Annotated in this window: 4 protein-coding genes; 3 read left to right on the top strand and 1 reads right to left on the bottom strand. The window is 59.7% G+C overall.

Translation table 11 applies throughout. The features are described from left to right. Window positions 1-863: hypothetical protein (locus tag Q1V60_RS01920; RefSeq protein WP_300626967.1), on the top strand; the 863-nt coding region annotated here is incomplete at its 5' end. Between the two features lie 98 nt (window positions 864-961). Here the strand turns inward: Q1V60_RS01920 and Q1V60_RS01915 are convergent. Then, window positions 962-3853: a ribonucleoside-diphosphate reductase subunit alpha gene (locus Q1V60_RS01915; protein ID WP_300626966.1), complete on the bottom strand. Its 2892-nt coding sequence runs from the start codon at window positions 3851-3853 to the stop codon at window positions 962-964. Window positions 3854-4442: 589 nt separating this feature from the next. On the opposite strand from Q1V60_RS01915, the gene Q1V60_RS01910 reads away from it, so the two are divergent. Both Q1V60_RS01910 and Q1V60_RS01905 read left to right on the top strand, forming a co-directional pair. Continuing rightward, entirely contained in the window at window positions 4443-5168 is a 726-nt protein-coding gene (locus Q1V60_RS01910) for a response regulator (protein WP_300626965.1), read from the top strand. Further along, complete coding sequence (locus Q1V60_RS01905) at window positions 5165-6775, top strand: ATP-binding protein (protein ID WP_300626964.1); 1611 nt, start codon at window positions 5165-5167, stop codon at window positions 6773-6775. Before Q1V60_RS01910 ends, Q1V60_RS01905 begins: the two co-directional genes overlap by 4 nt. Window positions 6776-6977: the final 202 nt, after the last annotated feature.

Here is a 6977-nt window from a genome sequence, read left to right as displayed (position 1 = left end):
GCCTGACGGCAGGCCCTAACCAGCCCGAACACAAAAAAACTGATACTCCCCTGTTTCCGGATGAGTCGGGCCCGTCACCTTCCCCAGCGCCACCTTCGCCATCGCCATCGCCATCGCCATTGCCATCACCTTCACCTTCACCTTCACCTTCACCGCAGTATCGTGGGTTCCAAGGCCAAACAGTCAATCCGAGTAATTATGGCTCCGCGGAGTCCATGAGCAACAGGCCGTTTACCGAGGGTGCGCGTTACGTTGACTACAAACCAGACAAAAGCAATCCGGGGAAAAAACCCGGTATGGGCAAGGAGGCCGGCAATATCTGGAGTGGTTTCAGCCAGGGCCCGGACGGCAACTGTGTAACCGTCTCGGCGATTAAAGCCGCCATGATGAAGTTTGGGCAAAAACCTACCGACATTTTCAGAGATGTCAGAGCGGCCGGCGATGGTTATGACGTACAGATGCGCGATGGGTTTCAGCTGCATTTGAGCAAGGGTGAATTGCAGATGGCGGCACAGCAGGCAAGGTTCAAGGGCGATGATCCGGCCATGATGACAGATGCCAATTTCCTGTATGCCGCCAGCGCCAAGCGGGCTCAAATGGAAAACAACGATAACCGCGCCGCGGCGAGTTTCTTGACGGCCACGCAAACGTTGAACGATGGCGAGTGGAGCACTGAAGCACTCGACCGGCTTGGTCTTAAAGGTCTGTACAGACGAACATCAAGCGCGGAACTTGCGGGCGGTAAAGTGGTGGGCGTTGTGGACGATGGCACGCACTCAATGGCGGTGATCGGCGGCCGCCTGGAACTTTGGGGGCAGCGAGCAGGAAGGCCCAATCAGCCTAATGCGTTCGCTTTCAACTAAAAGGTGTATAGAGAAATAACGCAAAAAAAAACCGACCACCCCAGACAATTCCGAGGCGGTCGGTTTTTTAGGCCCTGGTGTTACGGGCGTTGCTCAGCTTATTGGCAAGCTTCGCAATCCGGCTCATCAATCGCACAAGCCTTCGGCACTGGCGCCGGACCGGCAGGCGCAGCGAGTACCGAGTCATCACCATGGTTGCCGCTGGACACAGCGTTCAGCTTACCGGTGTTGATGGTCGACTTCTCGGTGCTGGTCGCAGCCAGGGCACGGAGGTAGTACGTGGTTTTCAGGCCACGGTACCAGGCCATGCGGTAGGTCACGTCGAGTTTCTTGCCCGAAGCCCCGGCGATGTAGAGGTTAAGGGACTGAGCCTGGTCGATCCACTTCTGACGACGGCTGGCGGCGTCAACGATCCACTTGGTGTCCACTTCGAAAGCCGTCGCGTAGAGCTCTTTGAGTTCCTGCGGGATGCGTTCGATCTGCTGCACCGAACCGTCGTAGTACTTCAGGTCGTTGATCATCACCGCGTCCCACAGGCCGCGTGCCTTGAGGTCGCGAACCAGGTACGGGTTGATCACGGTGAATTCGCCCGACAGGTTCGATTTCACATACAGGTTCTGGTAGGTCGGTTCGATCGACTGCGATACGCCGGTGATGTTGGCGATGGTCGCGGTCGGCGCGATGGCCATGATGTTGGAGTTACGAATACCTTTCTGCACACGGGCACGTACCGGCGCCCAGTCCAGGGATTCGTTCAGGTCAACATCGATGTACTTCTGGCCACGTTGCTCGATCAGGATCTGTTGCGAGTCCAGCGGCAGGATGCCCTTGGACCACAGCGAACCCTGGAACGTCTCGTAGGCACCGCGCTCGTCGGCCAGGTCGCAGGAAGCCTGGATCGCGTAGTAGCTGACCGCTTCCATGGACTTGTCGGCGAACTCGACGGCGGCATCGGAACCGTAAGGAATGTGCTGCAGGTACAAAGCGTCCTGGAAGCCCATGATGCCCAGGCCGACCGGGCGGTGCTTGAAGTTGGAGTTCTGCGCCTGTGGCACCGAGTAGTAGTTGATGTCGATCACGTTATCGAGCATGCGCACGGCGGTGTTGACGGTGCGCTCCAGCTTGGCGGTGTCCAGCTTGCCGTCGACGATGTGGTTCGGCAGGTTGATCGAGCCCAGGTTGCAAACGGCGATCTCGTCCTTGTTGGTGTTCAAGGTGATCTCGGTGCACAGGTTCGAGCTGTGCACCACGCCCACGTGCTGCTGCGGGCTGCGCAGGTTGCATGGGTCTTTGAAGGTCAGCCATGGGTGGCCGGTTTCGAACAGCATGGACAGCATCTTGCGCCACAGGTCTTTGGCCTGGATGGTCTTGAACAGCTTGACCTTGCCTGGGTACTCGGTGAGGGCTTCGTAGTACTCGTAGCGCTCTTCGAAGGCCTTGCCGGTCAGGTCGTGCAGGTCCGGCACTTCGGATGGCGAGAACAGGGTCCACTTGCCGTCATCGAAGACGCGCTTCATGAACAGGTCAGGGATCCAGTTGGCGGTGTTCATGTCGTGGGTACGACGACGGTCATCACCGGTGTTCTTGCGCAGTTCGATGAACTCTTCAATGTCCATGTGCCAGGTTTCCAGGTAGGCACACACAGCGCCTTTGCGCTTGCCACCCTGGTTAACGGCAACGGCGGTGTCGTTCACCACTTTCAGGAACGGTACAACGCCCTGGGACTTGCCGTTGGTGCCCTTGATGTACGAACCCAAAGCGCGCACTGGCGTCCAGTCGTTACCCAGGCCGCCGGCGAATTTGGACAGCATGGCGTTGTCGTGGATCGCGTGGTAGATGCCCGACAGGTCATCGGGAACGGTGGTCAGGTAGCAGCTCGACAGCTGTGGACGCAGGGTGCCGGCATTGAACAGGGTCGGGGTGGACGACATGTAGTCGAAGGACGACAACAAGTTGTAGAACTCGATGGCGCGGTCTTCTTTGTGCTTCTCTTCAATCGCCAGGCCCATGGCCACACGCATGAAGAACACTTGCGGCAGTTCGAAACGCACCCCGTCCTTATGGATGAAGTAACGGTCGTACAGGGTTTGCAGGCCCAGGTAGGTGAACTGCTGGTCGCGCTCGTGGTTGATCGCCTTGCCGAGTTTTTCCAGGTCGAAGGTGGCCAGGATCGGGTTCAGCAATTCGTATTCGATACCCTTGGCGATGTAGGCTGGCAGCGCCTTGGCGTACAGGTCAGCCATCTCGTGGTGGGTGGCGCTGTCGGCTACGCCCAGGAAGCCCAGGCCTTCGGCACGCAAGGTGTCCATCAGCAGGCGCGCGGTGACGAACGAGTAGTTCGGCTCGCGTTCAACCAGGGTACGGGCGGTCATCACCAGGGCGGTATTGACGTCGGTCAAGGCCACGCCGTCGTACAGGTTCTTCAGGGTTTCGCGCTGGATCAGGTCACCATCGACTTCTTCCAGGCCTTCGCAGGCCTCGGTGATGATGGTGTTCAGGCGGCCCAGGTCGAGCGGCGCAAAGCTGCCGTCGGCCAGGGTGATGCGGATCGAAGGGTGTGCTTGCACGGTTTCGGCGGCAGGCGCGTGTACGGCACGTTCCTTGGCACGGGAGTCGCGGTAGATCACGTAGTCGCGGGCAACTTTCTGCTCGCCGGCACGCATCAGGGCCAGTTCGACCTGGTCCTGGATTTCTTCGATGTGGATAGTGCCGCCCGAGGGCATGCGACGCTTGAAGGTCGCGGTAACTTGTTCGGTCAGGCGTGCAACAGTGTCGTGGATGCGCGACGAGGCGGCAGCGGCGCCGCCTTCAACTGCAAGAAACGCTTTGGTGATGGCGACGGTGATTTTGTCATCGGTGTAAGGAACGACAGTGCCGTTACGCTTGATCACGCGCAATTGGCCAGGTGCGGTGGCGGACAGATCCATATTCGAATCAGCGGCCTGCGGCACGGAGCCCTGCGGGTTCTCGCGAGTTGTGTCGGTTTGCATGGGGGGTTGTCTCCACGTTCTATATTTGATTGCGAGTGCCAGGCTTTCCTGCAACACCCGTACCGTTTTCCATGTCATGGATGAAAAACAGCTGCCATCCGCGTGAGCGGTTTGGTCTACTGAAAATCGGTTGGTTCCACGCTGCGCTAGCAATAAAACGCTTGAAATTCGAGCCGCTTGTGTGGTTGGGCGCTTGCCTCTAAAACCCTACATGTAGGGTCTCTTGGAGTGCCGAGGTACAAGATAATGCGTTTTACAGGTGTTAGCAACGCAGTAACCTGTGGATAAAGCTGTGAGTAAAATGTGTAAGAAAGGTTGAATGGGCGTGTAGGCCGCATTACTGCTGGATTGCACCGTTTGTCATTAAATGTTTCGAACCCAAAACAACCGGGCCGTTTTCGAAGGGCGCGAACCCTATCACAAAAAAACGCCATGACCGAGTGGATTTCCCGGCTTGTGTTTATGGGTTGGCCCATGGCTACAATCGACCCTCGTTATGCCCTCAAAACATGACAAACAGGGTATGCCTCATAAAGATCAATTCGACCGCGTCGGCCATAAGCATTTCCTATAACAATGAGGATCACGCATGGAGCAAGAACCCTGGCGCATATTGATCGTCGAGGACGACGAGCGGTTGGCCGAGTTGACCCGCGAATACCTGGCGAGCAACGGCCTGCAGGTGTCGGTGGAGAACGACGGGGCCCAGGCGGCGGCGCGCATCATCGCCGAACACCCGGACCTGGTGATTCTCGACCTGATGCTGCCGGGCGAAGACGGCCTGAGCATCTGCGGCAAGGTGCGCGAGCGCTATGACGGCGTGATTCTGATGTTGACGGCGCGTACCGATGACATGGACCAAGTGCTTGGCCTGGACATGGGCGCCGATGACTACGTGTGCAAACCCGTGCGCCCGCGCTTGTTGCTGGCGCGTATCCAGGCCTTGCTACGGCGCAGCGAGCCGGTGTTACCGGTTGTGACGCAAAACCAGCGCCGCCTGCAATTCGGCCCGCTGGTGGTGGACAACGCCCTGCGCGAGGCCTGGTTGCACGAAAGTGGCATCGAGCTGACCAGCGCCGAATTCGACCTGCTATGGCTGTTGGTGGCGAACGCCGGGCGCATTCTCTCCCGCGAAGAAATTTTCATCGCCTTGCGCGGTGTCGGCTACGACGGCCAGGACCGCTCGATTGATGTGCGCATCTCGCGTATTCGACCCAAGATCGGCGATGACCCGATCCACCCGCGCCTGATCAAGACCATCCGCAGCAAAGGCTACCTGTTCGTTCCCGAAGCCGCTGCCGATATGCCGCTGTGAACTCGATCTTCCTGCGCATTTACGGCGGCATGTGCGCCGCGCTGATTTTGGTCGCGCTGCTGGGTGTGCTGGCGCTGCACTTGCTCAACGATGTGCGCAGCGGTCAATACCGCGAACGCCTGGCCCACGGCACCTTTGCGCTGATGGGCGACAATCTGCAACCCATGAGCGCCATCGAGCGTCAGCGCGCATTGGCGGTGTGGGAGCGATTGCTGGGTATCCCGCTGCAATTACGCACCTTCACTGATGCACAACTGGACCTGAGCCAGCGCAAGCGCCTGCAACGTGGCCAGGTGCTGGTGGAACAGACAGGCCCCCATGCCGCGCGAGTGCTGCGTCTGGTCAGCGAACCGGAGCAGTTGGTGCTCACGGGCGAAGTGCAGCAGATCAGCGAGCAATTGGCCCGCGCCACTATCTACTTGCTGGCCGACGAACTGGTGCGGTTCCCGGTGGCCGAGCAGCCGCAACGTTTGGCTGATCTAAAACAAGCCAAGGGTTTTGGTTTCGAGATGCACCTGATCGCCCTCGACCAGGCCGACATGGACGACGACCAGCGCCGTCGCGTGGCCGAAGGCGATACGGTGATGGCGTTGGGCAAGGGCGGTGATTCGATCCGCGTGTTTGCCGGTATGGTCGGCACGCCCTGGGTGCTGGAGATCGGTCCGCTGTATCAAATGAACCCGTACCCGGCGCAATGGCTGATCCTGATCGCGTTGATCGGCCTGACCCTGATCGGTTTGATCGTTTACCTGTTGGTGCGTCAACTCGAGCGCCGGCTCAAAGGGCTGGAGGCGGCGGCCACGCGCATCGCCAAAGGCAATCTGGAGGTGCGTGTACCGGCCCGTGGCGCCGATTCGGTAGGGCGGCTGGCGGCAGCGTTCAACGGCATGGCCGAGCACTTGCAGCAATTGCTGGCGATTCAGCGTGAACTGGTGCGTGCGGTGTCCCACGAACTGCGCACGCCGGTAGCGCGGCTGCGCTTCGGCCTGGAGATGCTCGGCGACGCCACCACCCCCGAGGCTCGGCGCAAATACCTGGAAGGTATGGACAGCGATATCCAGGACCTCGACGGCCTGGTGGATGAGATGCTCACTTACGCACGCCTGGAGCAGGGCGCGCCGGCGTTGAACTTCCAGCGCGTCGACCTCGATGCGTTGCTCGATCAAGTGATCGGCGAATTGTCGCCACTGCGCCCGCAAGTCAGCGTCACCCGGGGCATTTGCCTGTCATCGGCGCAGTGGGAGGACGCCTGGGTCGATGCCGAACCACGCTATCTGCATCGCGCCCTGCAAAACCTGGTCAGCAATGCCATGCGGCACGCCAAGGGCCAGGTGCTGATCAGTTATCAGGTAGGTCAGGTGCGTTGCCGCATCGACGTGGAAGACGACGGCCCCGGTGTGCCGGAAAGCGCCTGGGAACGTGCCTTCACGCCGTTTCTGCGCCTGGATGACAGCCGCACCCGCGCCTCGGGCGGGCATGGCCTGGGCTTGTCGATTGTGCGACGGATTATCCATTGGCATGGCGGGCGGGCGTTGATCAGCAGGAGCAATAACCTGGGCGGAGCGTGTTTCAGCCTGAGTTGGCCCAGGGATCAGGGAAAGCCCTGACACCGCTATCCGGAGCAACGCATTCCAATGTGGGAAGGGGCTTGCCCTAATGCCAGTCAGTTAAGACAGAACCGGTCACTGTGGCGAGGGAGCTTGCTCCCGCTGGGGCGCGAAGCGGCCCCAAAAATGGGTTTGCTATGCAGTCCAGCGGGAGCAAGCTCCCGCGCCACAGGTCGCAGGTTGTTCTGCTTTAGCGCTTAAC

Source organism: Pseudomonas sp. (assembly GCF_030147005.1).
Taxonomy (GTDB): domain Bacteria; phylum Pseudomonadota; class Gammaproteobacteria; order Pseudomonadales; family Pseudomonadaceae; genus Aquipseudomonas.
The sequence above is the reverse complement of the archived record's forward strand: the minus strand, read 5'-3'. Positions and strand labels throughout refer to the sequence as shown.